This window comes from Bacteroides faecichinchillae JCM 17102 (assembly GCF_000614145.1).
GTDB lineage: Bacteria > Bacteroidota > Bacteroidia > Bacteroidales > Bacteroidaceae > Bacteroides > Bacteroides faecichinchillae.
The window spans coordinates 100,386-125,672 of the sequence record NZ_BAKK01000006.1 but is presented as its reverse complement, the minus strand read 5'-3'; the positions used below and the strand labels follow the sequence as shown (position 1 = coordinate 125,672).

The 25,287-nt window shown below is 37.5% G+C and carries 15 protein-coding genes, 1 tRNA gene and 8 pseudogenes; 10 read left to right on the top strand and 14 right to left on the bottom strand.

Annotated elements, in window-relative coordinates; genetic code table 11:
* Window positions 1-22: 22 nt before the first annotated feature.
* From JCM17102_RS26260 to JCM17102_RS04920, 3 genes and pseudogenes are all read right to left on the bottom strand, one after another.
* A pseudogene (locus tag JCM17102_RS26260) lies at window positions 23-623 on the bottom strand (DUF4923 family protein).
* Window positions 620-1,225: a ribosome biogenesis GTP-binding protein YihA/YsxC gene (gene yihA, locus JCM17102_RS04925; RefSeq protein WP_025074227.1), complete on the bottom strand. Its 606-nt coding sequence runs from the start codon at window positions 1,223-1,225 to the stop codon at window positions 620-622. Before yihA ends, JCM17102_RS26260 begins: the two are co-directional and overlap by 4 nt.
* A 124-nt stretch (window positions 1,226-1,349) precedes the next feature.
* A complete protein-coding gene (locus JCM17102_RS04920) occupies window positions 1,350-2,804 on the bottom strand; it encodes a sodium:solute symporter (RefSeq protein ID WP_025074226.1) in 1,455 nt (484 codons plus the stop codon).
* A 90-nt stretch (window positions 2,805-2,894) separates the two neighbouring features.
* On the opposite strand from JCM17102_RS04920, the gene recR reads away from it, so the two are divergent.
* Genes recR through JCM17102_RS04905 form a run of 3 tightly spaced genes read left to right on the top strand, consistent with a single transcriptional unit; the run spans window position 2,895 to window position 4,538 of the window.
* Window positions 2,895-3,512: a recombination mediator RecR gene (recR, locus tag JCM17102_RS04915; protein ID WP_025074225.1), complete on the top strand. Its 618-nt coding sequence runs from the start codon at window positions 2,895-2,897 to the stop codon at window positions 3,510-3,512.
* A gap of 27 nt (window positions 3,513-3,539) precedes the next feature.
* Entirely contained in the window at window positions 3,540-3,989 is a 450-nt protein-coding gene (locus tag JCM17102_RS04910; RefSeq protein ID WP_025074224.1) for a hypothetical protein, read from the top strand.
* Window positions 3,990-4,016: 27 nt separating this feature from the next.
* On the top strand, window positions 4,017-4,538 hold the full coding sequence (locus tag JCM17102_RS04905) for a GNAT family N-acetyltransferase (protein WP_025074223.1): 522 nt from the start codon (window positions 4,017-4,019) through the stop codon (window positions 4,536-4,538).
* 13 nt (window positions 4,539-4,551) lie between these two features.
* Here the strand turns inward: JCM17102_RS04905 and JCM17102_RS26255 are convergent.
* A pseudogene (locus JCM17102_RS26255) lies at window positions 4,552-5,140 on the bottom strand (YqgE/AlgH family protein).
* A gap of 102 nt (window positions 5,141-5,242) precedes the next feature.
* Window positions 5,243-6,558, bottom strand: a pseudogene (locus JCM17102_RS26250) (pyridoxal phosphate-dependent aminotransferase).
* A 168-nt stretch (window positions 6,559-6,726) separates the two neighbouring features.
* On the opposite strand from JCM17102_RS26250, the gene JCM17102_RS04890 reads away from it, so the two are divergent.
* Window positions 6,727-6,800, top strand: a tRNA-Asp gene (locus JCM17102_RS04890).
* Window positions 6,801-6,912: 112 nt separating this feature from the next.
* Here the strand turns inward: JCM17102_RS04890 and JCM17102_RS30250 are convergent.
* The 3 genes and pseudogenes from JCM17102_RS30250 to JCM17102_RS31305 all read right to left on the bottom strand — a co-directional run.
* Window positions 6,913-7,023, bottom strand: a pseudogene (locus JCM17102_RS30250) (ISAon1 family transposase); the annotation flags it as partial.
* 349 nt (window positions 7,024-7,372) lie between these two features.
* Window positions 7,373-7,752, bottom strand: a pseudogene (locus JCM17102_RS30240) (DNA primase); the annotation flags it as partial.
* A 190-nt stretch (window positions 7,753-7,942) separates the two neighbouring features.
* Entirely contained in the window at window positions 7,943-8,065 is a 123-nt protein-coding gene (locus tag JCM17102_RS31305; protein ID WP_262481094.1) for a hypothetical protein, read from the bottom strand.
* Between the two features lie 632 nt (window positions 8,066-8,697).
* Here JCM17102_RS31305 and JCM17102_RS04865 point away from each other — a divergent pair.
* The 3 genes and pseudogenes from JCM17102_RS04865 to JCM17102_RS04855 all read left to right on the top strand — a co-directional run bounded on the left by JCM17102_RS04865 (window position 8,698) and on the right by JCM17102_RS04855 (window position 10,956).
* A complete protein-coding gene (locus JCM17102_RS04865; RefSeq protein ID WP_025074222.1) occupies window positions 8,698-9,105 on the top strand; it encodes a hypothetical protein in 408 nt (135 codons plus the stop codon).
* Window positions 9,106-9,113: 8 nt separating this feature from the next.
* Window positions 9,114-10,417: pseudogene (locus tag JCM17102_RS26240) on the top strand (DUF3440 domain-containing protein).
* Complete coding sequence (locus JCM17102_RS04855) at window positions 10,414-10,956, top strand: IbrB-like domain-containing protein (RefSeq protein WP_025074221.1); 543 nt, start codon at window positions 10,414-10,416, stop codon at window positions 10,954-10,956. The pseudogene JCM17102_RS26240 and the gene JCM17102_RS04855 overlap by 4 nt, the downstream one beginning before the upstream one ends.
* A 285-nt stretch (window positions 10,957-11,241) precedes the next feature.
* Here JCM17102_RS04855 and JCM17102_RS26235 read toward each other — a convergent pair.
* Together JCM17102_RS26235 and JCM17102_RS04845 are read right to left on the bottom strand one after the other, a co-directional pair.
* Window positions 11,242-12,200: pseudogene (locus JCM17102_RS26235) on the bottom strand (hypothetical protein).
* A 239-nt stretch (window positions 12,201-12,439) separates the two neighbouring features.
* Complete coding sequence (locus tag JCM17102_RS04845; RefSeq protein WP_025074220.1) at window positions 12,440-13,399, bottom strand: hypothetical protein; 960 nt, start codon at window positions 13,397-13,399, stop codon at window positions 12,440-12,442.
* A gap of 166 nt (window positions 13,400-13,565) precedes the next feature.
* On the opposite strand from JCM17102_RS04845, the gene JCM17102_RS04840 reads away from it, so the two are divergent.
* Window positions 13,566-14,495, top strand: a complete 930-nt coding sequence (locus tag JCM17102_RS04840; protein ID WP_025074219.1) for a UDP-glucuronic acid decarboxylase family protein — start codon at window positions 13,566-13,568, stop codon at window positions 14,493-14,495.
* Window positions 14,496-14,517: 22 nt separating this feature from the next.
* On the top strand, window positions 14,518-15,651 hold the full coding sequence (locus JCM17102_RS04835; RefSeq protein ID WP_025074218.1) for a hybrid sensor histidine kinase/response regulator: 1,134 nt from the start codon (window positions 14,518-14,520) through the stop codon (window positions 15,649-15,651).
* A gap of 209 nt (window positions 15,652-15,860) precedes the next feature.
* On the opposite strand, the gene JCM17102_RS04830 is transcribed toward JCM17102_RS04835, so the two are convergent.
* From JCM17102_RS04830 to JCM17102_RS04815, 4 genes are all read right to left on the bottom strand, one after another.
* Complete coding sequence (locus tag JCM17102_RS04830; RefSeq protein ID WP_025074217.1) at window positions 15,861-18,728, bottom strand: PD-(D/E)XK nuclease family protein; 2,868 nt, start codon at window positions 18,726-18,728, stop codon at window positions 15,861-15,863.
* A gap of 179 nt (window positions 18,729-18,907) precedes the next feature.
* Window positions 18,908-19,879, bottom strand: a complete 972-nt coding sequence (locus tag JCM17102_RS32175; protein ID WP_025074216.1) for a TonB family protein — start codon at window positions 19,877-19,879, stop codon at window positions 18,908-18,910.
* A 7-nt stretch (window positions 19,880-19,886) separates the two neighbouring features.
* On the bottom strand, window positions 19,887-20,504 hold the full coding sequence (locus tag JCM17102_RS04820) for a radical SAM protein (RefSeq protein ID WP_025074215.1): 618 nt from the start codon (window positions 20,502-20,504) through the stop codon (window positions 19,887-19,889).
* Between the two features lie 27 nt (window positions 20,505-20,531).
* The gene (locus tag JCM17102_RS04815; protein WP_025074214.1) at window positions 20,532-23,711 is read right to left on the bottom strand and encodes a UvrD-helicase domain-containing protein; all 3,180 of its coding nucleotides are present in this window, start codon (window positions 23,709-23,711) and stop codon (window positions 20,532-20,534) included.
* A gap of 236 nt (window positions 23,712-23,947) precedes the next feature.
* Between JCM17102_RS04815 and JCM17102_RS26230 the strand changes: the two are divergent.
* Window positions 23,948-25,278 (top strand): annotated as a pseudogene (locus tag JCM17102_RS26230) (MFS transporter).
* Window positions 25,279-25,287 lie beyond the last annotated feature (9 nt).

The following is a 25,287-nucleotide window of genomic DNA, read 5'->3' as shown; positions in this document are numbered from 1 at the left end:
TTGTATTAAATGGACTTTTTTACTATTTTTTTAACTCAAATCCTACCATCATACCATCATAACTGTCAGCTAATGAACTGACTGTTTTCAGTGCAGTACTATTGCTTTTACTACCAATGAAAGCTAAAAGTTTCAAAAAGTTTATCTGAATTAAAAAGCAATTCCATAGATTCTGTAGTGCAGTTTACTTTGGCATTCAGATTTATCAGTTTCAAATATTTTAATGATACCTGTTTAGTTGCCGCATTATAAGAATAAGTTCCATTCATGGTACGTTTACCTACCTTGCTCGTAAAAGTACTGTCCGCATTGAAAGTAAAACTCATTTGTCCAGCCTTGATACCAACTTTAGTCAGTTGCTCGTTCAATTTATTTTCAGCTACAGAAGCTGCGGCGACTCCTCCTGCTTGCATTAACAGGTTTTCAGATTCAAATTCTACTGCGGAACCCTCATAACTCCAGGTTCCGGTCATGTCAATAGCTTGGGTTTGACCTGTTACAGCGTTTACTACCTTAGAAATGTTGTCCTTGTTAAATAGATCTTTTAAAGACTGTGCTTGGCTGTTGCTTGCCACCATTGAAAATGCTACGACGAATGTAGCAAAGAAAAACTTTCTTTTCATTTTGTATTTATCTCTTTGTTAATGGTTTCAATATAGTCGAGGATTTCTGTGCGCCCTGTATGGTTCTCTGATGATGAAATAAAATAAGGAGGAAGTTCTTCCCACTGTTTCCGTAAATCTTGCAGATAGGCATTAATATTCATTTTCAGGCGGCCACCTTTCAACTTGTCTGATTTAGTGAAAACAATAGAGAAAGGAATACCATTTTCTCCTAACCATTCCATAAATTCCAAATCTATTTTTTGAGGTTCCAGACGACTGTCTATGAGCACAAACAGATTGGTCATTTGTTCTCGATCCAGAATATAATCTTCGATCACCTTCTGTATCTGTTCCTTACCTTTTTGCCCACGTTTTGCATAGCCGTATCCCGGCAGGTCTACCAGATACCAACTATTATTTATCAGGAAGTGATTGATGAGCATCGTTTTTCCAGGAGTGGAAGAAGTCATAGCTAGTCCTTTGCGGGAAGTCAGCATATTGATAAGACTTGATTTGCCAACGTTGGAACGGCCGATGAAAGCATATTCGGGGAATGTTCCTGCCGGACATTTCTTCACATCTGTGTTACTAATTACAAATTCTGCATTTGTTATTTCCATATTTCTTGTCAATTAATTAACTGTTCTTTTGTTTATAATAAACTCTCTCAACATTTATAATAAACAGTTGTGTAGTTTATAATAAATTCCACTCATTTTTATTATAAACGATAGACACCTTTATTCAGAGCGTTTTCAGCTGATTCTTTTTTGTGGACAAAGTCATCAACCCTGCAAAGGTAAGTGCTCCGTTCAACATAAGCAACTCATAACCGAATTTATATCCAAATTCTTTGTTTATCCACCAATCTGCTGCATAACAAAGTAATGGTGAAGTTATAGCTATAAATGGAACTAATCGATCATTTGTTTGCTTACGGGTGAATAATCCGAAAGCAAACATGCCGAGTAATGGACCGTATGTATAGGATGCAATGATATATATCGCATCGATTACACTTTTATTATTTAGCATTTCTACTAGGCAAATGAAAAATGCCAATAGGGCTGAAAGTAGCAAGTGGACTCTTCTTCTTTTGCGACGTGCGATTTCTTCAGTGTCTTTTTGCGTATTGAGTAGATCTACGCAAACACTTGTAGTCATTGCTGTCAGAGCAGAGTCTGAATTACTGAACGCTGCTGCTATGATACCAATTGTGAAAAGTACCAATACCGCTTGTCCCAGATATCCTTGTGTTGCAAACATGGGGAGAATATCATCATTCATTACAGGTAGTTCCAATTGCATTTTATCAGCTAGTGTCAATAACAGAATTCCAAGACATAGGAATAGAAGATTCAGTGGAATAAAAGAAAAACCGTAGCAGTACATATTCTTTTTTGCTTCGTGCAAATTTCGGCAGGAAAGATTCTTTTGCATCATGTCCTGATCCAAACCGGTCATAACAATGACGATGAAGATACCACTGAAGAATTGTTTGAAGAAGTTCTGGCGGGAGATCCAGTCTTTAAAAACAAAAATGCGGCTGTGTTCACTCTCCTGAATGGCCTGTACAATGCCATTGAAACCAATATCCAGTTTTTGAATTGTGAAATAAATGATAAAAAGTAATGCTGCAATCAAGCAGAAGGTCTGTAGAGTATCTGTCCATACGATTGTCTTAATTCCGCTTTTATGAGTATATATCCACACTAAAGCTACCGAACCGATTGCTATAACCCAGAAAGGTACGTGTAATCCCTGGAATACATAAGTATGAAGAATAAGGCAAACCAGATATAATTTAGCAGCAGTTCCTAACATACGCGATAACAGGAAGAAAAAAGATCCAGTACGATAGGAATGTATTCCGATTCGTGTTCCCAGATAACCGTAAATACTGGTTAGGTTTAGTCTGTAATACAAAGGAAGGAGTACGTGAGCAACGATCATATATCCGAAAAAGAATCCGAATACAGTTTGCAGATACGTCATGTCCATTTCACGTACCATGCCTGGTACAGATACAAATGTTACTCCGGAAATAGAAGCGCCAATCATGCCGAAAGAGACCACATACCAAGGTGATTTGTTCTCTCCTTTAAAGAACGCTGCATTTGAATCGCTTTTATATCCGGTGATACGGGCTATTAGCAATAATGCCGTAAAATAGCATGTAATAGTGACAAGTATCATCATATCGGCTGCAAAGGTAATATTTTTTATAGGTATTTAAAAACAATATCTGTATCTTTGCGGCCGTAATCGATAGAACGATCATTTATTTATATGAATCAACAATATCCTTCTATACTACTGGAAAAGGCAGTTGGTGAATTTTCCAAACTGCCTGGTATCGGGCGCAAGACAGCAATGAGACTTGTGCTGCATCTGCTCCGTCAGGATACAGCTACTGTGGAAGCTTTCGGTAATTCCATTATGACATTGAAACGTGAGGTGAAGTATTGCAAAGTATGTCATAATATCTCTGATACGGAAATATGTCAGATTTGTAGTAACTCTCAGCGGGATGCTTCAACTGTCTGTGTGGTCGAAAATATTCGTGACGTGATGGCGGTGGAAGCGACGCAGCAATATCGGGGACTTTATCATGTATTGGGTGGCATTATTTCTCCAATGGATGGGGTAGGACCGAGCGATTTACGGATAGAAAGCTTGGTGCAGCGAGTTGCGGAAGGAGGAATCAAAGAGGTTATTCTGGCATTGAGCACTACAATGGAAGGTGATACCACTAATTTTTATATTTATCGTAAATTGGAAAAGATGAACGTAAAGCTTAGTGTGATTGCCCGGGGAATCTCTGTCGGTGACGAACTTGAATATGCTGACGAAGTAACTCTGGGACGTAGTATTGTGAATCGAACTCTATTTACCGGAACTGTATAAATCATTAATTATTTTTCTTGAACGAACATGGAAGAACAAATAAAACGTGCTGTCAGAAACTTAAATATCAGTTATGTCTTCTTTTGGGTTCTCCCTGCATTTTTGTTAGGGGCAGGAGAGTTGGAGCTTTTTCCTGTTGGCACTTTTGCAGACGATGTACGCGCCACCTATTATTTTGAAACTTTTGGTATATTGTTGACTGCTGTTTGCGTACCTCTTTCTCTTAAATTATTTAATCTGGTACTGAAGAAGAAGATTGACCACATGACTATAACACTTGCATTGAAACGCTATGTACAATTGAGTAATGTTCGGTTGGGGTTGCTTGAAGTTGCTATCCTTTTGAACCTGCTGTGTTATTATCTGACTTTCAGTAATACGGGAAATCTGTGTATGCTGATCTGTCTGACTGCTTCTCTTTTTTGTCTACCAAGCGAAAAGAGACTTAGAAATGAACTCCATATCAATAAAGAATAAAAAAAGAAATGCGAAAATCTTTTTTTAATGAACGACCGTATTTATCTTCGTGCAGTAGAGCCTGAAGATATGGACATAATGTATGAAATGGAGAATGATCCTTCTCTGTGGGATATTAGTAATTTCACTGTACCTTATTCACGTTATGTGCTGCGGCAATATATTGAAGGTTCTCAATGTGATATATTTGCGGATAAACAGTTGCGTCTGATGATTTTGCGTAAATCAGATCATTGTGTTTTAGGGACAATCGATATCACAGACTTTGCTCCACTGCATTCTCGTGGTGAAGTGGGAATTGCCATCCATAAAGATTATCGCCAGCAAGGTTACGCAACTGACGCTTTAAGGTTACTATGCGAATATGCTTTTGATTTTCTGTCTCTAAGTCAGTTATATTCTCATGTCGCTACCGATAATGAAGTTTGTATCAAATTATTTACTTCCTGTGGATTTGTCCAATGTGGATTATTGAAAAATTGGTTGCAAGTGGAAAATACATATAAAGATGCTATCATTTTTCAATGTCTTAATCCTACCAAACAATAAAAACAAGAAATCACTAATTAAGAGAAGGTACTTGTGGAAAACGGGACCAAGTTTCATATTTGCTACCTAGTTTTTCCAAGGCCTGTTTCCACATTCCTTTGATATTTGTGTTTAACAGATAGTCATTTTCCTCTTCAGAGACCAACCAAGTGTTTTCTTTGATTTCATTACCTAATTGTTTACCTTCCCAACCGGAATATCCCAAAAAGAAACGGATGGTACATTGACACTATTTCCTTGTAATATATATTTTTTTATTTCATCAAAATCACCATTCAAGTAAAGTCCTTTACCTATAGTAAGCGCACCAGGGATATTACTTAACGTATGGAGATAAAACAATGTATCGGTAGCTACAGGCCCCCCTTATAAAGAGGTATATCATCTAGATATTGGAATTCTTTAATAATGTCATTGGTGAATAGTGGAAGCCGTTTATTGATTATTAATCCCATACTTCCTTCTTCGGTATGGTCAATCAGTAAAATTACAGACCTCCCAAATGTTGTGTCACGGAGGAAAGGTTCTGAAATTAAAATCTTTCCTCGTGACGGCAAAACATTATTAGACTCAATCTTAAATATGTCGGAATTGATATTCATGCCCCTAAATTAAGAAAAAAAATAGAATATCCTTCTTTTTTTCCTATTTTTTTATCATTAAGGACCAGTTTTATGAATTTTAGTATTCAGAATATCTATAAATTAGGTAGTAGGGTGATTCTTAGCAAAAAGTTTCATTCGCTCTTCAAGCTGTTCATATTGGTGATCTTGAATGAAAGAGGTACATGCACGTAATCCTTCCTGGTGACTTCCTGTAGTGACCAATGAAATTGCACTGACACCATAATACATTAATTCCTTAGCCAATTCGCCACTAGTCATTCCTGGATATCCAATGGTAAAATAGAATCCATCAGCTATTGGATCGTCAAGATCCTTGTCATATACTAAGTGGAATCCGTAACGAAGGAAAATATCTTTCAGCTTTTTGGCTCTTTCGCCATATACTTTTACTTCATCCAAGAAGTTGTAGCAACCTTCATTCGCTGCTTTCAGCATAGCAGCCATTGCGAATTGGGCCGAATGACTGGTTCCAGAAGAAAGCGCATAAAGTACCCGATGAATAAAAACAGTACCAAATGTACCTCCACCGTAACGTTTTGTTAATCCGGGATAGCTTCGGTGATATAATTTGTTCGAGATGCAACTGACACCAATACGTTGTCCTGCATAACTAAATGCTTTTGAACCTGAGATCAACAATACATAATTATCTGTGTAATGAGCAACTGTTGGTTGGAAAGGAGCCTGATTCGGTTTACTTAAGTCTTGGCGGAAATCCATTGCAAAATAGGCTAGGTCTTCCAAAACAATAACGTCGTATTGAGTCGCTAATTGACCAATGATCTGTAATTCTTCTTCTTTTAAGCAAATCCAACTTGGATTATTAGGATTTGAATAAATAATAGCAGATATATTTCCTTTTTTCAGGTAACTTTCTAATTTCTCTCTCAGCTTCTCTCCGCGGTGGTCATAGACATCAAAGGTTTCATATTTCTGACCCATGACTACTAATTGTTGTTTTTGTACTGGGAATCCTGGATCAATAAACAGAATTGTATCCTTCTTTTCGTTACATTGGCTACAAGTCAGAAAAGAAGCAAATGTCCCCTGCATAGATCCGGTTACGGGTACACAGCCTTCCGGATTCAAATCTACATTGATAAATGATTTGATAAACTTTGACGCTTCCTTTTTCAATTCCGGTAAACCATTGATATCAGGATATAGGCTTGCTATTCCGTTTTGCAATGCTTCTATTTCTGCTTTTACTCCAACAGCAGAAGGAGGAAGTCCCGGAACTCCCATTTCCATCTTTATAAATTCAACGCCAGATACAGCTTCAGCTTTCGAAGCAATAGCTTTCACTTCACGAATTGTTGCCTTGGAAAAATCGACAATTTGAACTCATTTATTGTTTCATCAATCACATGTCGTTCAATTGGTGTATTTTTCATTCTATTTTCTATTTGATGTAATATCTGCAAATGTACAGGATAATTCTCAATAAACACACTTTTTGAGAAAAAAGATACAAAAGCTCTTGCGCGTTTCAAAAAAATATCTACCTTTGCGTCCGCATTCGTGAGAATGTATATGGTTAATTAAAATAAAAATAAAGTGTTGGTGCGCTAGTTCAGTTGGTTAGAATACATGCCTGTCACGCATGGGGTCACGAGTTCGAGCCTCGTGCGCACCGCTTAAAGTAAAAAACGAAGTAAAGCTCTGAAATTTAAAGATTTCAGAGCTTTTATTATTTACCCTCAGGAAGTAATAACGGGTTAGTCCGCCCCCCTGTGGGTATGTTAAATCTACACAGTTAGTTTGCATAATCTAAAAATAAAGAATGGTATATCTCCGACTCCCCTAAACTGTGCTCTGAACGCTTTAATTTTTGCATTGAATGATTCTGCAAATGCATTCATTCTTTTCATCAAGCCAAACTTCGATTTTGACAGAGTTGTCATGCAAACCGGAGATCTCGAAATACGTCATTAAAACTTCGGGGAAGATGATTCGTAGTAACTTATGTAGGTTGCGGTTGGAAGACATGGGACAGATAATTTTAGTTTGAACGCAAAGATAGTTCACTTTCGCTTATTAACATAACATACCCACAGGGTTCCGGACTGATTGTAGATGTATTAGGTGAACCATAAACCCACTGCTTTGTAGGAGGTAAAGCATAGCTTTACAATATCTATAGCTATGCTTTAACCTACCTAAAGCAGTGGGTTGTTTTACGGGTAAATGGGTGCAGTAGGTACACTTTTACCCGGCTCCTTCTTGCGCCCACACACATACGCGTGCGTAAGTTCTCTTACCGTCCAAATTGGTAATTAACTTGCGCTTTACCAAGCGTTTTAGCCAGCTGAGAGCAGTATTAGTTTTAATTTCCATTTTTTCAGCCTATTTCAATATCTGTGCACATGTAAATTCGTTGCCCAGAGAATTGAAAAGGCGTCGCGGTTGGCATTTGCTCGATGGCTGACCTCCGTAGAAGGCAGAAAGGATAGTATATGCATGGCATGGCGGTACAGAGGGGTTACAAGTCTCATTACGGCTTTAAAATCTTTGGGAGTGATAGTAATATCCCAACGGGATATAATGTTATCTTGGATATTGTCGTCAGGAATGTCCGGATACGGAGTGTATGAATGCCATGCTCTTTGAGAAACTCTAGATCCTTTTGTCATTCCAGACCCATGTTCGTATGCCATACATGTAGTAAGGAAGCTTTTCTTTACTTCCCAGTATTTTTGGTCGGTACGGAGATTTTATGATAACCGGTCATGGTCGAATGCTGGGCGAAGTGTGTGACTTTCTTTTTCATTCGCCTTATTAGGATACGTGTGCGCGTGTGTGCGGTGGAGAGGCTGAACTTACTGTACCTACTGTACCCGTCTGGTTGTTCATCAGTTTTTCTTTGGGGAATTCTATTCCTGCCATTTCGAATAGTTCCATTGCAAGTAGAGTCATCAACGAAAGAGGAAGAAGTAGTAAAACCTTTAGAGGCTAAGGCAGTGATGGCCGAGAAGTTTTGAAGAGTATTCTAGAAAATAGATAAGTTAAAGATTTACAGTTAGATGGCTATAATGTATGTATCTTGACGATAAGTTGGTAGAAATAGAACATCTATGTTGCATGGCTCATGCTGGGTCTAAATTTAAATATGCGTTTGAGCTGGGTAATGATAAAGATGCCGAATACATATTACGATGTATAGGGGAACTTTATAATCTTGAGCGAGAATACGAAACCGTCTTTTAACACCAGAACAAATCGAAGATTGTCGTATGCAAGGAAAGTCTGTTTTGTTTTTTTTGAGAAAGTTTTTTCAAAAAATCGTGTTCAGACGACGAGATTATGACAATTTACTGTCGTTGATGTTCGACGAAAACAATTAATAAACAATAAAAATCTAGTTCGTTTTGATAAACTTTATAGAAAACCCGCTGTTTGGCGGGTTTCAAAACGAGGTACGTCAAAATTGGACGCTACCACATGGATTAATTGCTTAAAATAAATGTTTTATTTCTCAATTATGCTAACATAAAGATTTTTTTCTTTACTTTTGTCTATCTATTTAAAATGCTATGATACAGGTAATACAGTTAAAAGGAAAAGACAAACAATTATATCGGTTTTTAGCGCCTTTGGTGATGGATCCGGAAGTGATACGTGCAAATAATAATTATCCGTTTAAGACAAACGATAATTTTATATGGTTCGTTGCCTTTGAGAGCCGAGAAGTTATTGGCTTTATTCCGGTGGAACAAAAGAGTGGAAAAAGAGCAATAATCAATAATTATTATATAGCAGCGGAAGCTAAAAAGCGGGATGAGATATTGTCTATGCTGTTGCCTGCCATAATGAAAGAATTTATATCTGAAGGTTGGATACTCAACTCGGTGACATTGATACAAGATAAGGAGACTTTCGAAAAATTCGAATTTGCACCTATTGACATGAAATGGACACGTTATGTGAAAATGTTTAGATAGTTTTGATTATGGGGAAGAAGAAAATTGCAGGAACGAAAAATGTATATGAATTGGCGCAAGAACGGCTGAGGATGATATTTAACGAATTTGATAATGTTTATGTATCTTTCTCAGGAGGTAAAGATAGCGGGGTATTGTTGAATATGTGTATTGATTATATTCGGCAAAATAATCTGAAAGTACGTTTAAGCGTTTTTCATATGGATTATGAGATCCAGTATAAAATGACCATTGATTATGTGGACCGGATATTAGAAGCTAATAAAGATATTCTGGACGTATATCGTGTCTGTGTGCCTTTTCGTGTAGCTACTTGTACGTCAATGTATCAATCTTTTTGGCGTCCATGGGAAGAAAGTAAAAAGGATCTATGGGTACGTCCTATGCCCAAAGGGGCTTTGACTAAGGATGATTTTCCTTTTTACAATACTACGATGTGGGATTATGAATTCCAAATGCGTTTTGCTCAATGGATACATGATAAAAATGATGCGGTACGTACCTGCTGTCTGATTGGAATTCGTACACAAGAAAGTTTCAATCGTTGGAGATGCATTTATATGAGTCGGAAGTTCCAAATGTATCATAAATATAAGTGGACCTCGAAAGTGGGATGTGATATTTATAATGCATATCCTATTTTTGATTGGAAAACAACGGATGTCTGGACGGCTAATGGGAAATTCAAATGGGATTATAATACATTGTATGACCTTTATTATCGTGCTGGAGTAAATTTGGAACGTCAGCGTGTAGCGAGCCCGTTTATCAATGAAGCACAAGAGAGTCTGGCGCTTTATCGGGTGCTCGATCCTAATACCTGGGGAAAAATGATCGGACGTGTAAATGGAGTGAATTTTACCGGTATGTATGGTGGTACGCACGCTATGGGATGGCAGTCTGTGAAGTTACCGGAGGGATATACCTGGCGTGAATTTATGTATTTCTTATTATCTACTTTGCCGGAGCGTGCGCGCAAGAATTATCTTCGGAAGCTGTCGGTAAGTGTAAGCTTTTGGCGGACCAAGGGAGCTGTCTGAGTGATGCTACGATTAAGAAGTTGATTGATGCCAAAGTGCCTATCATTGTGATGGATAACAGTAACTATAAAACCCTGAAGAAACCGGTACGTATGGAATATCAGGAAGATATTGATATTCCGGAATTCCGGGAGATACCTACTTATAAACGAATGTGTATTTGTATTCTGAAGAATGATCATGCTTGTAAGTACATGGGATTTTCTCCGACAAAGGAAGAGATGAGTAAAAGAAGTCAAATTATGGAACAATATAGAATTATAGTATCATGAGTGTTGATAAAAGTCCGGTTTACGGAGTGAAAGCCGTACCTGTAGAAAAGGTATTTGCAAATGATTATAACCCTAATGTGGTTGCTCCACCTGAAATGAAGTTGCTGGAGCTGTCGATCTGGGAAGATGGATTTACAATGCCTTGTGTATGCTATTATGACAAAGATAAAGATCGTTACATTTTGGTGGACGGTTATCATCGTTATACGGTATTGAAAACTTCGAAACGTATTTATCAACGCGAGAATGGATTGCTTCCAATTGTAGTAATTGATAAGGATTTATCGAACCGAATGAGTTCAACGATCCGACACAATCGTGCACGAGGAATGCATAATATTGAATTGATGTGTCATATTGTTGCTGAATTGGACAAAGCAGGTATGTCCGATCAATGGATAATGAAAAATATTGGTATGGACCGTGACGAGTTGTTACGTCTGAAGCAGATTTCCGGATTAGCAGACTTGTTTGCGAATCATGAATTTAGTATTCCTGATGAAGTGGCTCCTACTGAAACAGAAAGAAAATCATATTAATTTTGTATTGGAAAGTGAAATTGAAGATTTACTCCTTTTCATTAGTAGCATTTTATATTTTAAGTATTTATAAATTCAGAAATGGACCTTCAATAGTATTTCATTAGAATTTCACGATATTTGCAACGTGATTGAAAAAAGGATCAAGATATAAACTGAGCTGAAAAAGTAATTCGGGTACAGATTGGGAGTTAAATGCTCCCGCCTTAAAGAGTGAGGGTGGAAAGTAAAATCTGTTCTTGAGAGAGCAGGTCAGGATAATTACATCCTGACCTGTTTCTATATTTACAACGTATCGATTATTGCCTGTTGCTTTTCAAAAAAGGTGATGCGTTGTACTTCTGCGCTGCCAGAGATTAAAAGAGAATGTCGTTTCAACGACTGGATCCATTTTTGTTGCATCTGGCAGATATGTTGACTTTGAGAATCCATAGAATTGATGGAATAAACACGTAGCAGGCTGATTTGGAAGTCTTTTTTCTGTATAAAGCTATAGGTTGCCTCGAAATCAATATTAGAAAGATAAAAATAGACTTTCTTACCATTTCCGAATTCTCCTTTGTTAGATAGATTCTCCATAACTAAAAGCAATTGATAAAGTTCATCTTTTAAATGGCTTACATCTTCTTCCGATATCAGGTTCAAGCTAGCAAAGTATTTAATCTCTTAATGAAAGAGTAAAAGATATTGGTATCCCAAATGAAATATGTCTTCTGGCATTGTCTCACACTCTCACTCAATTTCTTATGTGCATTGACAATCCGGTCTTCTATCTTCATATCAGTTAGTGAATTAGGCGTTTTTATATGCTCATTCTGGTAAATCCAACGACAAATGCGAAATTTAGACATATATTCATAGGAGGAATAAAGAGTGAATGGAAGCAGATTAGAGGCGGTATATATCTCCGTACTACTATCACTTTTCACATAGTCGAATATCTTTTGATAACGGTCAATAATTTCGTAATAACTTTCCATCGGATTTTGTGCACGAAGTAGGTTCAGATCGAACGTTACCCGATTGGCAAGATGATTACCGATGATTTGGTCGATGGAAATGCCTAACCGGCAAGAAAGCAAAGCTATTTCATCGAACGTAAAAACGACTTCACCCCGAAGCCTCCGATAGACTGCTTCTTTTCCCATACATAAAGTGTCTGTCAGATAGGTGGCAAGATTCTGTCCCTTGGGAATTCTCACTTTCATCTCTGCAATCAACTCATTGGCAATATTATTTTTCATCATATTCTTCTTTTTTTGATTAATAATATGTTTAGATATATCTTCACTGCAAATTTAAAGTTTATGGATGAGAGTTTAGTATGTTAAAACAAGTATGAAAAATATGTAGTCTTTCTGATTAAGGAGGAAAAGACGAGGTTATGATCGCAGAATGAAAAACGCGAGAAAAGAGATAGGTGTTCTTTCGAATATTGTAACTATATAAATCTTTCTGTTTCGAAAATCGAAACAGAAAGATTCTACAGTATATTGATAATTTCTCGTTGTTGCTTGAAGAACTGGATACGTTGCATCTCTCCGCTTTCGGAAATTAGGGTAGAGAATTTCTTTAATGACTGTATCCATTCTTTCAGGCTTAGGAACATTTCGCAATCCTGAGTCGTAATAGAATTGATAGAATATACCCGTATCATGCTAAGTTGGAGTGAGTTGGATTCCAGATAGCTGTAGGTCGCTTCAAAATTGATATGGGAAACATAGATATGTATATCATTACCAGCTTCCGTTTTTCCTGTAATAGCCAATTCTTCCAATTCGTTCACCAATTGATGCAATTCGTCCTTGATATGCAATTTTTCCTTATCTGAGATGAGATGAATGTCAGAAAAATACTGGAGGTCATTGATCAGATGATGGAAGATCATATTATCCCAAATGTAATCTGTGGAATGGATATGTTGTGTGGTTGCAACAAAGTCTTTCTGGATATCGTATATTTTTTTAGGGATTTCCATTTCTTCGAAATGTTTGCATTGTATATGCATATTCTGATACATCCATTTGAATAGGCGAAACTTCGACAAGATATCATATTTCAGATAAAGCGTTTGAGGGATGACATTGGAGGAAGTTCCTAAGGTGGAAGTCGGATCATCCCGCATTGTATACAGTAATTTGGTATATTTATTTAGGATTGTATAGTAGGTTTCAAAAGGATCGTTATGGTTTACTACATTCATGTCGAATACAGCATTGGCACTGAAACTTACTCCAACAATTTTATCCAGTGATACGCCCAGTTTTCTTGAAATAAGGGCGGCTTCTTCCAGTGTGAAAGGGACCTCGCCGCGCAACCGTCTGTAGATGGCTTCTTTACCTATGAAAAGAGTATCCATTAGTAGATTGGCTATGTTTTCTTTCGGTGATAATTTTTCTCTTACGGCGTCTATGAGTCCCGTATTTAATTCAGATGTTATCATAATTTCTACGGTAAATATTACATTTTTATAATTAACATTTGCGAAAGGAGAGTTGTTTCGGAAATCGCAACTATTTTTGATTGTTTGATTTGCATATTAGGGGTAAAGTGGTTATATTTGTATTCAATAAACAAAACAGAGAGATTAAAAAATAGTAAAAGTAAAAATGAAGAGAATATTGGTAAGCGGTGGGGCCGGTTTTATAGGTTCTCATCTTTGTACACGACTCATAAAAGAAGGTTATTATGTTATATGCTTGGATAACTTTTTTACAGGTTCTCAAGATAATATAAAGCACTTGATGAATGAGCCTAATTTTAGGTTAGTAGAACATGACGTAACCTTTCCTTTTTTTGTCGAAGTAGATGAAATCTATAATTTAGCTTGTCCGGCATCGCCCATTCATTATCAATATGATTCGATTCAGACGACTAAAACGTCAGTATTGGGAACCTTTAATATGCTTGGACTGGCAAAGAAAGTGAATGCTAAGATATTGCAGGCTTCTACCAGCGAAGTATATGGCGATCCGGCTATTCATCCCCAACCTGAGAATTATTGGGGAAATGTGAATCCGATAGGTTACCGTTCATGCTATGACGAAGGGAAACGTTGTGCGGAAACTTTATGTATGGATTATTTTCGTCAGAATAAGGTTCGCGTAAAAATAATTCGTATATTTAATACATATGGACCGCGGATGTTGCCAAATGATGGACGTGTGGTATCCAACTTTATCACGCAGGCATTAAAAAATGAAGATATTACTATTTATGGAGATGGTAAACAGACACGTAGTTTCCAGTATATAGATGACATGGTTGAGGGGATGGTGAGAATGATGAATACTGAGGATGATTTTACAGGTCCTGTGAATATTGGAAATACACATGAATTCTCAATGCTTGAATTAGCAGAGAAAGTGATTCAATTAGTTGGATCTGCTTCGAAGATTGTTTTCAAGCCTTTACCACACGACGATCCGAGACAACGACAACCGGATATAACATTGGCAAAGGAAAAACTAGGATGGCAACCGACAATCGAATTAGAAGAAGGACTGCTACGAATGATTGAGTATTTTAAACAAATTTGATGTAATCTAAAAAATCGAAGATATGAATGTGGAAATAAATCCGTCCGAATATAAGATCCTTATTGTGGATGACGTGATTTCGAATGTCCTTCTGTTGAAAGTGCTTTTGACAAATGAGAAATTCAATATTGTAACGGCAAATAATGGACAGCAAGCTTTGGAACAGGTTGAAAAAGAAAAACCTGATTTAGTATTGCTGGATGTCATGATGCCAGATATGAGTGGATTCGAGGTCGCCACAAAAATGAAAGCTGATTCGATAATGAGTGAAATTCCTATTATTTTTCTTACAGCGCTGAATAGTACAGCAGATATTGTAAAGGGATTTCAGGTAGGGGGGAATGATTTTATCTCAAAGCCTTTTAACAAAGAAGAATTAATTATTCGTGTGACTCACCAGATTTCTTTGGTGGCTGCTAAACGGATTATTGTGGCACAAACAGAGGAATTACGCAGAACAATCATGGGACGTGATAAACTTTATTCTGTGATAGCACATGACTTGCGTTCACCAATGGGATCAATCAAAATGGTACTGAATATGCTGATTTTGAACCTGCCAACTCAGACGATAGGTGACGAGATGTACGAACTACTTACGATGGCTAATCAAACGACGGAAGACGTATTTTCTCTGCTTGATAATTTATTGAAATGGACTAAAAGCCAGATCGGTAAGTTGAAAGTAGTTTATCAGGATATCAATCTGGTAGAAGTAATAGAAGGTGTAAGTGAGATCTTCAATATGGTAGCCGGATTGAAGAAGATAAAGATTGTACTTGACATTTCTTCAGACCGGGTAGAAGTAAGAGCCGACATTGATATGATAAAAACGGTAATTCGTAATTTGATCAGTAATGCTATTAAATTTAGTAATGAAGGAACTGAGATAGTGATATCTTTGACAGAAGAGGATAGCATGGCAGTGGTTAGTGTGAAGGACTCCGGTTGTGGTATTGACGAGACAAATCAGAAGAAATTGCTGCATACGGATACACATTTCAGTACTTTCGGTACGAATAATGAAGAAGGATCCGGACTTGGATTGTTACTTTGCAAGGATTTTGTGGTTAAGAATGGAGGTGATCTTTGGTTCACTTCGAAAGAAGGAGAAGGATCTACGTTTAGTTTCTCAGTGCCATTGTTGCAGCGATAATTTCAGGTTTTAAGATAGAAAGGACTATTTCTAAAGTCCTTATAAAGAAAAAGAGGTTGTATCAAAATTGATAATGGTTATCATTTTGCTCTCTTATTATAAACATAGTGAAGAATTTACTTTCTGTATGAGTCAGAAAAGAAAATCTTCACTACGTTTGGGATGATAGAAGCAGATGTTAATCAGTATTTTGATACAACTTCTTTTTCTTATCCTCTCTTGCAGATTGATTTAAAATCGCAGAAATTACATTTTTTTGCGTCTTCTGTTTGCGTAAAAGATTCCTTTTCATCATAGATTTCTTCCAATAATGCTTTTAGATGTTCTTGAAACTCATCTTCGAAAAAAGCGAAATTATTGACAGGTATTTTTGTTTTTCGAGGTTCTCCCATTTCTATAACAGGAGAGTAGCTTTCAGAAGCAGCCCGATGGATATAAAGTAGTGCAGGGGCTACTTTCAGTGATTGCTGACGGCTCATTATGGATGCGTATAAAAAAGTTTGGAAGATATAGTTAGGACGTGTTTCTGCCGGTGTAAACAGTTGTTCGATATTAGCGGGAGTTTTAGGGCTTCCACCAGTTTTGTAGTCTACAATACGTAAAGTATCTTCTTTAGAGTCTATACGGTCTATTGTTCCTCCGAGGCGGATAGTTAATGGACCTTGTGTTGTTTGGATTTTTATTTTTTCTTCAACATCGCTTTCCATTGCTATCATTTCGAACGGAGCATATTGAAGGTCATTTCTTAGTAATTGTTTTAGATAAGAAATTATCACTTTAGAGTTGATAAGCTGCACTCCATTGTATTCGGGTTTCTCATCTATAGGAACTTTGAAGAGTTTTTCCTTGAAAGCACGATCTACGTAGTCCTGTAATTTCACATCGTTGCGCAATAATTTTTCCAAATCGTCTTTTTGTACAGTTTGGCCGTTAGCTATCAGATCTGTATAGGCAAGTTGAGCAGAACGATGAAAAATAGTTCCGAATAGAGCAGAGTCAATATCGGCACTAACTTCTTCGGGAGCTTTCAATCGTGCTACATAGCGATAATAGAATTTCAGGCGGCAATCGAGGTAAGCATTGAGAGCCGATGGAGATAAGATCAGTGAACGAGGGTTGGAACTGTCATAAGTGTGATGTAGGCGTGCCAATACCTCAGGAGTCTTTTTTATTTGAATATCTGTTATATTTTGTGGAGATTGCCCCGCTTCTAAATATTCCATAGTAATCTCGTGAGGTCCTTCTACCAGAAATTGTAGCATGAAACGTGACCATTCTCCACGGTTCAGACCGTTGGAGGAAGTATTGTATAGTAAAGTGATATTTTCTGCCCGTTGAATGAGACGGTAGAAATAGTATGCATATACTGCATTTTTATGTTCAATGGTGGTCATTCCAAAAGCTTTTCGCAGATTATAGGGAATGAAAGAGGATTCGCCTCCGGATTTGGGTAATTGTCCTTCGTTAAGTGATAACATGACAAGGTTGCGAAAATCCAGATTACGTGTTTCCAATACTCCCATGACTTGCATTCCGATAGCAGGTTCTCCATGAAAAGGAATATTAGATGCGGTCAGAACTTTCGTTATCAAATGTTTTAGAGTATCTGTGCGCACTTCCAGTTCACCACTTTCTATCAAACTATATATGCGGTTTATTTTAGTGAAACTCTGAAAAAGTGCCTCCCGGTAGAGTTGATTGAAAATATCTTTGAATTCGTTTTCCTGACGATAGAGAACTGAGATGTCGTTGATTAATTCAGTAAGGTAGTTGCAAAGATCTTTAATTCCACTACGAGGAGTGAAAAGGTTTGCCAGAAAATTATCTTTCTTCAATTCTGAAGGAAATGGATAGAAACGGTTCGTTTTTGTTAGTTCCCATTCCAATGATTCGGCTTGTACCGAGAGCTGGCGGGTATAGGGATGTTTAAGTATAGCAGAAACAGCTTCGTAGGTAAATCGTCCGGTGTCCGAGCGATAACCGTTTGTTTGTAATTCCATAGCTGCATTGATAAAACTATATACCGGAGTCTGTGCCAAGGGAAATCCCATAGTGATATTTACATTTTTCACTTCTTGCGGGATGGAGTGAAGGACGGGAAGGAGTAAGGCTTCGTTGCAGAGTACTACAGCATTTTCTTTTTCTTCATAATTGCCGGAAAAAGTGTTGCGTATCCATTCAGGCAAGAAACGTGCTTGTGCATTTTCGGTAGAAGCGGAGATATAACGAATTTTTTTAGGCTGTTGTATAGAATTGAAATAACTTTCCGGAAGTTCATTTGGGAAGTCTTTGAGGTTCTTTTTAATGAATTCTCCGGCCTCATGTTTTTTTATTTGCTGGGTATAGAAGAGGTCATAATCCCAATAGAACATTGCTTTGTTTACATTCTTCAGTTTGACAAAAAGTTCCTTTTCAACTTTGTTTAGTACGTTGAAACCGACAAATATATATTTATCGTATTTTAATCGGTCTGTGTCCAGTTCTTCGATGACATTGCGATAGAGCATACCTTCGTAGGCAATGCCTAATTCAGCCAGATTCTTACGATAATGATGGTAGATTGTACCTAGTTTATCCCATAGAGAGATAAACTTTTCCTTCAATTCAGTACGTCGTTCAATGGAGAAGTTTTGAAAAAACTGTTTGATAGCTTCTTCCTGTTCTTTATCGAGAAAGTCGTAATCATCCATTAGATTTTTCAGATCTTGCAGATTACTGAATAGTTTGTCTGCATTCACCATATTTTTGTCTACATCGTCGAAATCACTTATAAGTAATTCTCCCCAGAAATAGAAATCATCCAATGTCTCTTGACTTTGTGTCTCTTCCCGGAATACTTTATAAAGTTCACAGACCAGACGAATCGGGTCTCCTACTTTCTGTATGGACATTTTCTGAAACAGGTCGCTGATACTCATAGCGGTGGGTGACCAAATGGGATGATCGGATTCATCCGCGAGATATTCGTTAAAGAACAGATTTGCACGTTTATTTGGGAAGACGAGTACTGTACGTGACAGGTTGTTTCCTATTTTAGAGTACAGGTCATGAGCGACTAGTTGGAGAAATGATTGCATATTATTATTAAAAAATTTATTCTTTATTGTAATTTGAACATAACTGGAATTGTATATTTAACAGCTACTTTGGTACCATCTGCTAATTTCCCAGAGGATCTATTTCATATCATTTGTTTCAGTTATTTACCAGCAAGTCTCTTTTGAGATCTTACAAGTTTGCTTTCCTCGATTCATGGCTATCTTGTTTGAATGATGGCTTCACCCATAATTACAGGTTCACTTTCATGAAGTACTATTGTTATATAGGGTGATTTATACTTGTTTAATCTAATATCCTGTCGCTTGAAGGCTATGTATGTAACAAATAAGGCATGTCTTCTATCTATCGTTAATTGAAAATAACCATCCACATAAGATATAGTATTATTCTGCTCATTTTTATATTCATAAATATTTGCTCCTACTATGGGAGTGCCGTCAGTATAGACCACTTTTCCTTTTACTGTGATGAACTGACTTTCTGGGGTATCTTTTGTTGCAGTTTCTAATATGTGGGTTTTTGGTAATTTGGTTGAATCATTATTTTCATATTTAAATGTAACCGGCACAGTAAATAAGGTATTTACCGGACGATCCTTTATTTTTCCGGGATTCCATTTGGGCATAGTACTGATCACTCTTAATGCTTCCTGATCAAATAATGGATGCAATCCTTTTACAACTTTGATTTCATTTATACTACCATTTTTCATCACCTTAAATTGCACGATCACATGTCCTGATATGCAACAGTCAGGATCGGGATAACGAAGATTTGTTTTTATATATTCCAGTAATTTAGCTTGTCCGCCGGGAAATTCGGGCATTGTTTCGATGACTCCGGGTAATACGTTTTCTCCTTCAACCACACTAATGGAATCTGTTTTTTTTTCTATTGTTGTCGTTTTTACCTGTTGTGCTTCGGCCTGTATGGGAACCATCGTAAGCATTCCGGCGGAAATTCCTAAAATGGTAATTGCTTTACCTGCCAGTCTTTTTCTTTCCAACTGCTGTTCCAGATAACGTACCTCAGCTTCACATTTCGGACAACTACCCAGACAATCCCCATGGTACTGACATTCAGAAGTGATAAATTCAATATCATTCGCTTCAGCTATTTGTCGGCGAATCTCTTTCAAGATCTTACAAGTTTGCTTTCCTCTTTTCATGGCTCTATTAGTTGTTAGGTGTTTTATATTTGAATCGATCAAAATGGATAATTCCCATTTCTTTTAGTCGTTGGATACTGGCATCTATATCCTCATCTGTATTATAAGAGGGTATGAATGGAGTACGGACGATGATTTGTTCTGCTTTTCCGTGTTTGATTAAGTAACGAAGATTTGAAAGAACAGTCATATTTTCTTTTTGAGTGTACTGGAGATAGATATCATTATTAATATCTTTAATATCAATAATGTAGTTATCAATAACAGGTAATAGAAGTTCCAGATGTTGTAACGGAACATTGAGCGATGTTTCTACTGTAATTCTCCATTGAGGACCGCATAGCTGGCGGAATTGAAAAATAAATTCGCTTTGCAATAGTGGTTCTCCACCGCCAAAAGTAACTCCGCCACCACTGGCAAGAAAGTAAAGTTCGTCTTGACGTAGCTCTTCATAAAGCTTTAGATAATCATATTTTTTCCAAATACCATCCGGATGCAGGGATGTAGGATTCAGGCAGTATTTGCAATGTAACGGACAACCATGAAATGCGACGAGAGTTGTAACTCCCTCACCATCAATGGTAAGCCTGTGACGGGCAATTCCTATTAAAGGAACTTTTTTCATTGTATATACTTTATCCATATTCTTCTGTTATACTTTTACAATTCTTTCTTCCTCTACATACCATAGATAACCGGTAATATTTTTATACCCCATTTGGGCAAGTAATTGCATATAGCTTTTTACCTGCATATTATATTTGGAATTTTCTTTTCCAAACTTGAAATCGACAACAACCACTTGCCCGTCTTTCATCATGACACGGTCCGGACGACGGGTTTGAAGGATCCCCTTTTCTTTGTATACGATAGCACATTCGTTAAATAGTGTCCATTCCCCAGAATACCATTCTTGTATTTCGGGAAGTGAGAAGGCCTTATGTGCCACTTCACGAGTCATTTCTTCTTTATCCTGATCTCTGATTACCCCCTCAAATACAAGCCGTTCGATAGCTGGTTCAATGTCATCCGCTGTCTCAATAGCAGAAAATAACGTGTGAAGCATACGTCCGCGATTGATGAAACGGTTACTGGATTCGTCTTCCTCAATTCCTTGTATGAAATCAGCAGAACGGTTGGATTGTCTGAATTCGATATCGTGGTGCATGGATTCCATATGAATGGGTAACTTATCCGGTTTTCGGGTAAGTTTATTGGTGGAAACTTTAGCTTTCTTCGCTTCAGAAGGACAAAGCTTTCCTTGTTCGTAGCAATCTTCTTCCCATTCGATTCCTTCTTTTAGGGCTACGACGGGTAATGTATTCGTAAGCAATTCGGACATGGTACCTTTTTGTCCTTTCTTGCTCCAGATAATCAGATTCTTTCCTGCACGAGTAAAAGCTACGTATAGTAAGTTAAGATTGTCTACCCACAATTGCAATCGTTCATGCAAGTAATCGTTTCCATAAATTGATTCTGCCATTTGGGTGGAATAGTTGATGGGAAGTATATCCAGTGTGTTAAATGGAGCTACCTGAGGGGCACACCATACCAACTGGTTATTTGTTTCATTTTCAAGTTTCCAGTCGCAGAATGGAAGGAGTACTGTATGGAATTCCAATCCTTTGGATTTGTGAATAGAGAAAATACGGATACCATCTACTTCACCGCTAGGAATTGTTTGGCTACACAATGTTTCGTTCCAATGACGAAGAAAGCTGTCAAGTTCCGAGGAATTGCTTTGTAAATAGTTGGTCACAGCATCGAAGAAAGCAAATAAATAAGCGTCTTGTTGCTGGATACGGTTCATTTCAAAGATACTGAAAAGTTCTTCTAATAATTCATATAGAGGCATTAACCTTAGTTCGGCAAGCTTTTCAAGGTAAATTGGAGGGAGATAGTCTTCTACAGGATGCATTAAGAGAGTATTGATATCTAACTCTTTTTGCAAAACTTCATTCTGGTATGCGATGGCTAGTTGAGCACGTGCAATGCGATTATTCTCATTGGATAAATAACGCAGTGCGTCTATCATCATACAAATTGCAAGGGAAGCATCCAAGCGAAAGGCTTCATCTGATACTATTTTGTAATGTAGCTCTTTGTCAAAGTAATTGGCGATTCGGGGAATATTTTTATTCTTTCGTACCAGAATAGTAATATCATTCAGGTTTATGCCAGAGGCAAGCAACCTTTTTACTTCTTCCCCCAGACTGATAAGTGTCTGTTCTGTATAATCATGCTCCTCATCAGGCTCAAGGAATGAGACTTTCACATATCCTTTTTCTACTTCTTTCGGGGATTCCTGAACGACATCTGCGTATGCTTTCTGTAAATCTTCACAATCTTTATTCAATTGCTTTTTGTAGATATCATTCAAGTAGTCCACTGCAGCTGTAAAAATACGATTATTAAATCGAATGACGGCTGTTTCGCTTCTCCGGTTGGTTACCAATGTCTTGACACGAACTTTAGAATGTTCGATATGATCATTCAGTCCATTCAGAATTCCCCAATCTCCGTTTCTCCAACGGTAGATAGATTGCTTGACATCTCCTACAATCAAGCTATTGGCACCATGAGACAGACCTTCGAGCAAAAGGAGTTTGAAATTTCCCCATTGCATCCGGCTGGTATCTTGAAACTCATCGATCATAACGTTACGGATGTTGGTTCCTATCTTTTCAAAGACAAATGAAGAATCTCCGTCTTTTACTAATTGATGGAGTAATGCGTTAGTATCTGATAAAAGGAAGCGGTTGTTGTCATGATTTAATTGACGTACTTCTTCGTCGATATTGGCGAGAAGTTGTACTTTATTGAGATGTTGCAGGGAAAGGCGGCAACTATTTAACAAAAGATTATTCTTTGAACGGAGTTTTTCCGCGTCTTCCAGAATCTGCATCAGACTCGAGCCGGCCAAAGCAATAATATCTCCATAACGGGGAGAAGTCTTAGTTGCCCAGTTCTTTGCATCTTCCAGGCATTTTTCTACAGTCGCATTCCGAATATCGTTACTTAGAATTCCGTTATTCAGTTTACGAAAATAACTTCCGATTCCCCTTGAACCGTTTTTCAGATCATCGGCAGTTAGTGCATGGTTATCCAATTCTCCTTCAAACTGTTCATAGAATCCTTTCATCTGTTCCAGAATCTCGGTTTCCAGAGTTTTTAGTTGTTTTCGATATTCTTTTATCGTGTCAGGGGTACGAAGCCGTTGGCGAAGTCCTCCTCCTTTTTCAATATAACCTTCGTCAAATATATTGCGTCCAAAGTTTTTCACTTCGTCAGATACATTCCAGCGTTTATCGTCTGCAATTCGTTCGTTGATGTAGTCCAATAGCCAAGCCAGCACAGGAGAAGTAGGTCCGAGTTTTTCGATCATGCTGTCTACAGCATCACTCAATACTTCGGCATTATTCAGTTCGATATTCAGGTTCGGGCTAAGTTCAAGTTCACGTGCCAGATTACGCATGACGGACTGAAAGAACGAGTCGATTGTTTCTACGCGGAAACGGCTATAATCGTGTAACATATAGCTTAAAGCTGTTCCAGCAGCTATTCGTATTTCTTCTTCTGTTTTTCCTGTCTCTTCTTCAATACGTTCAAGATAAGCTTCGGAGTCTTTGTCGCCTGTCTGAATGCCATATAGCTGGCTGAGAATGCGCTCTTTCATTTCGGCTGTCGCTTTGTTGGTGAAGGTAACAGCCAAAATGTGTTGGTATGCACGTGGATTGAGAATCAATAATTTAATGTATTCCACAGCCAGTGTAAAGGTTTTGCCGGATCCGGCAGAGGCTTTATATACTAGGAGCTCACTCTCATGTTTCATTTTAAAGAAATTATTTTGTTATTGACATTAGCTTATCAGACAAAGATAGGTTTCTTTTTAATTTTAACGGAAAGAACAAGGAGAAAAAATAAAAAATGTGAGAAGAAGTCCGGAAAATATTCAGGTAAAAGAGAAAATTTAAAAAAAAGTAGGAATGGGTATTAGTAATTTTACTATCTTAGTTGTATTATATATGAGTATGATAAAAATATATTTTCATCTATATACTATGATTTATGCAACATAATAAAACTGTTTCTCAACACAAAGCTACTAATCCTGTTTATTGGGTACCTACTGCTTATTATGCAATGGGGCTTCCTTTCATTGCGGTAAATCTGGTTTCTTTGTATATGTATAAGGAATTAGGAGTTTCGGATACACAAATTACGTTTTGGACTTCCCTGTTAATACTTCCTTGGACTTTGAAATTTCTATGGAGTCCTTTTATGGAAATGTACCGGACGAAGAAATTCTTTGTTCTGCTGACTGAAATGTTAAGTGGTTTTCTGTTTGGACTGGTCGCATTTTCTTTGTTTTCTAATTACTTTTTTGCGATTAGTATTTCTACCATGGCTGTGATTGCATTTAGCGGAGCAACGCATGATGTGGCTTGTGACGGGGTATACATGCAGAGTTAAACCAAGTTGATCAGACTAAGTATATTGGAGTTCAGGGAGCTTTTTACAATATTGCCAAATTGGTGGCTAATGGAGGGCTGGTTGCTTTGGCAGGTATGCTATCTGAATACTTCGGGGCTACAGAAGGAGCTCCGTTGGAGATGAACAAGGAAGCTTATTCGTACTCTTGGATGATTATTTATGGGATCATTGCATTAATGCTTGTCTTATTGGGGATTTATCATATAAAAATGTTGCCATCGACACAAGTCCCGGTTTCTTCTGCCGAGAGAAAAACGGTTGCGGAAGTTGGCAGAGAACTGGTTGCGGTAATACGTAACTTCTTCACTAAAAAACATATCATTTACTATATTTTCTTCATTATCTTATATCGGTTAGGAGAAGGTTTTATCATGAAAGTTGCTCCTTTGTTTCTTCGTTCGTCAAGAGAAGTCGGTGGGTTGGGACTGACAACCACAGAAATCGGTACATTGGTTGGAATATTCGGTTCTGCGGCTTTTGTGCTTGGTTCTTTGCTGGCAGGTTTTTATGTTTCTAAGTTTGGATTGAAAAAAACACTTTTCTCGCTTTGTTGCATATTCAATCTTCCGTTTATTGCTTATACTTTTCTGGCTATTGTTCGACCGGATAATCTTTATTTAGTAGGAACTTGTATTACCATGGAATATTTTGGTTACGGCTTCGGCTTTGTCGGACTGACCTTGTTCATGATGCAGCAGATTGCTCCCGGAAAGTATCAGATGTCTCATTATGCTTTTGCGTCGGCGATTATGAATCTGGGAGTGATGTTACCGGGAATGGCTAGCGGTTACTTGAGTGATTTGCTTGGCTACCGGGATTTCTTTATTTATGTGTTGCTGGCTACTATTCCGGCTTTTCTGATTACATATTTTATTCCATTCACTCATGATGACTCTAAAAAATAACTAATATAA

Coding starts and splice junctions, on each gene's coding strand:
- JCM17102_RS04920 (WP_025074226.1), bottom strand. CDS start 2,804: ATGATGATACTTGTCACTATTACATGCTATTTTACGGCATTATTGCTA.
- JCM17102_RS04840 (WP_025074219.1), top strand. CDS start 13,566: ATGAAGAGAATATTGGTAAGCGGTGGGGCCGGTTTTATAGGTTCTCAT.
- JCM17102_RS04865 (WP_025074222.1), top strand. CDS start 8,698: ATGATACAGGTAATACAGTTAAAAGGAAAAGACAAACAATTATATCGG.
- JCM17102_RS04910 (WP_025074224.1), top strand. CDS start 3,540: ATGGAAGAACAAATAAAACGTGCTGTCAGAAACTTAAATATCAGTTAT.
- JCM17102_RS04820 (WP_025074215.1), bottom strand. CDS start 20,504: ATGAAAAAAGTTCCTTTAATAGGAATTGCCCGTCACAGGCTTACCATT.
- JCM17102_RS04855 (WP_025074221.1), top strand. CDS start 10,414: ATGAGTGTTGATAAAAGTCCGGTTTACGGAGTGAAAGCCGTACCTGTA.
- JCM17102_RS04905 (WP_025074223.1), top strand. CDS start 4,017: ATGAACGACCGTATTTATCTTCGTGCAGTAGAGCCTGAAGATATGGAC.
- JCM17102_RS04830 (WP_025074217.1), bottom strand. CDS start 18,728: ATGCAATCATTTCTCCAACTAGTCGCTCATGACCTGTACTCTAAAATA.
- recR (WP_025074225.1), top strand. CDS start 2,895: ATGAATCAACAATATCCTTCTATACTACTGGAAAAGGCAGTTGGTGAA.
- JCM17102_RS04815 (WP_025074214.1), bottom strand. CDS start 23,711: ATGAAACATGAGAGTGAGCTCCTAGTATATAAAGCCTCTGCCGGATCC.
- JCM17102_RS32175 (WP_025074216.1), bottom strand. CDS start 19,879: ATGAAAAGAGGAAAGCAAACTTGTAAGATCTTGAAAGAGATTCGCCGA.
- JCM17102_RS04835 (WP_025074218.1), top strand. CDS start 14,518: ATGAATGTGGAAATAAATCCGTCCGAATATAAGATCCTTATTGTGGAT.
- JCM17102_RS04845 (WP_025074220.1), bottom strand. CDS start 13,399: ATGATAACATCTGAATTAAATACGGGACTCATAGACGCCGTAAGAGAA.
- JCM17102_RS31305 (WP_262481094.1), bottom strand. CDS start 8,065: ATGGAACTATTCGAAATGGCAGGAATAGAATTCCCCAAAGAAAAACTG.
- yihA (WP_025074227.1), bottom strand. CDS start 1,225: ATGGAAATAACAAATGCAGAATTTGTAATTAGTAACACAGATGTGAAG.